Here is a 586-nt window from a genome sequence, read left to right on the forward strand (position 1 = left end):
GGACCGATGACTGGGGTGAAGTCGTAACAAGGTAGCCGTATCGGAAGGTGCGGCTGGATCACCTCCTTTCTAAGGAAGAAGAAGTAGAAAATTGAATGTGTTTTACTGTCTAGTTATCAAAGATAACTTAATAAGATTTCTGGTGGCGATGCGCTTGTGGGAAACACCCGTTCCCATCCCGAACACGACGGTTAAGACGCAAGCGGCCGATGGTACTGCACTGGAGACGGTGTGGAAGAGCAGGTGGCCGCCAGATCAAAAAAAGATTAAAAAAACTGGTTTTACCAGTGATATAAGATGAAAAGAAAACTTTTCTTCTTATATGACTGATAAAATATCAGTCAGTATCGTACCTTGAAAACTGCATACATGTAAATTTGATTAACTAATCAAATATCCTTGATATAAAACGTAAAAACGTAAGATAGGAAGACATCGATAATTAAATTATCAATAAGCAACGAGAATCAAAGACCGCTGATACCTACGCTAGGGTATCAGAATGCAAAGGTCAAGCAGAAAGGGCACAGGGCGGATGCCTTGGCACTAAGGGCCGAAGAAAGACGTGATAAGCTGCGATAAGCTT

The 586-nt window shown here is 41.8% G+C and carries 2 rRNA genes; both read left to right on the forward strand.

Annotation, left to right across the window (positions count from 1 at the left end):
* Positions 1–69: ribosomal RNA gene (locus WMO75_RS19770) — 16S ribosomal RNA — on the forward strand; the annotation flags it as partial.
* A 69-nt stretch (positions 70–138) separates the two neighbouring features.
* Positions 139–256, forward strand: a 5S ribosomal RNA gene (rrf, locus tag WMO75_RS19775).
* Positions 257–586 lie beyond the last annotated feature (330 nt).

The organism is Blautia intestinihominis (genome assembly GCF_040096655.1).
GTDB classification, from domain to species: domain Bacteria; phylum Bacillota; class Clostridia; order Lachnospirales; family Lachnospiraceae; genus Blautia_A; species Blautia_A intestinihominis.